Genomic DNA, 1,021 nt, shown 5'->3' with positions numbered 1-1,021 from the left:
CGGCAGTTTGCGGATTCGCGGGGCATGGATTGTGGGCATTGACGCAGGCAGTCTGATTGGACAGGTCGGCACGGCCATTGCGGGCGGAATGACGGCCCATGACCTGGCCCGCTTTGCCGATCAGCATCCAATGTCAGCGGAAGGTATCGGCAAGGCTGCACGCAGCCTGTTGTAGATCACCCTGTGCGATCGATATCAGTACACTATCGACGATGAATAAACAGTTTTCAGGCTGAAACCGGGCACTTATGCCACCTGTTGTCTGGGCTGTACTTCGCGGTTGTAGTCCCAAGCAGGAAGAATTCTATGCCTACCAAACCTTTGCAGTACATGACAGGACAGCCTATCAATGGCATTTGTTAGTCATTTCCGCATCGCGAATTGTCCCGTTGTGCCCTGACAATTTATCTTTAACCGATTGATATACTGAAAGCATTATACAAGTTGACCTTTTGAGCTTGGACAATCTGGGCGCTGATTCCTGCTTGGCCGTAATCAGGTGAACGCCTTATTTGACTGCTTCTTTGCTGTTCATCCGCCAGAACACAATCTTTTTTTAATGGCAGAACCATCCATTCTGGCGACAGCTGGCTTGATATAAATGCGTTTTGTCATTTTTGGTCTTTGCGAGCATAAATCGGGTTATATAAACCACATGAACCGGTTGTATCCCCCATTATTTTTTTGCGAAAAATCATTTTTGAAACACAACCTACTGATTAATTATAGGACGAATAACAGGCATATTTATTGCTTCTATAGATTCGCTCGTATATCTGCAATTTTTTTAATGCCGCTTTTGAAACGAGGAGTTTGTTATGCTTGTTGAAAACTCATTACCCATCCTGTTAAGTCGACTCGACTTTGCCTGGATTACATCCATGCATATCCTCTGGACCCCATTAACCATCGGGGTGTCCTGGATCCTTTTCGGGCTGGAAGTAGCCTGGCTGCGTTCTGGAGACGAACGATGGTATCGCTTGAACCGTTTCTTTGAAAAAATCTTTATTGTCAATTTCGG

The 1,021-nt window shown here is 45.8% G+C and carries 2 protein-coding genes; both read left to right on the top strand.

All coding sequences use genetic code 11. From position 1 onward, the window contains the following. The first annotated feature begins 7 nt into the window (after positions 1-7). On the top strand, positions 8-175 hold the full coding sequence (locus AC2VLY_RS14875; RefSeq protein WP_486922536.1) for a hypothetical protein: 168 nt from the start codon (positions 8-10) through the stop codon (positions 173-175). 643 nt (positions 176-818) lie between these two features. Next, on the top strand, positions 819-1,021 hold a 203-nt coding region (locus tag AC2VLY_RS14870), incomplete at its 3' end, for a cytochrome ubiquinol oxidase subunit I (protein ID WP_486922535.1).

The sequence above is a fragment of the Acidithiobacillus sp. TH-A36 genome, from assembly GCF_057473445.1.
Note: the sequence above shows the minus strand (reverse complement) of the source record. Positions and strands in the feature narration are given on the sequence as shown.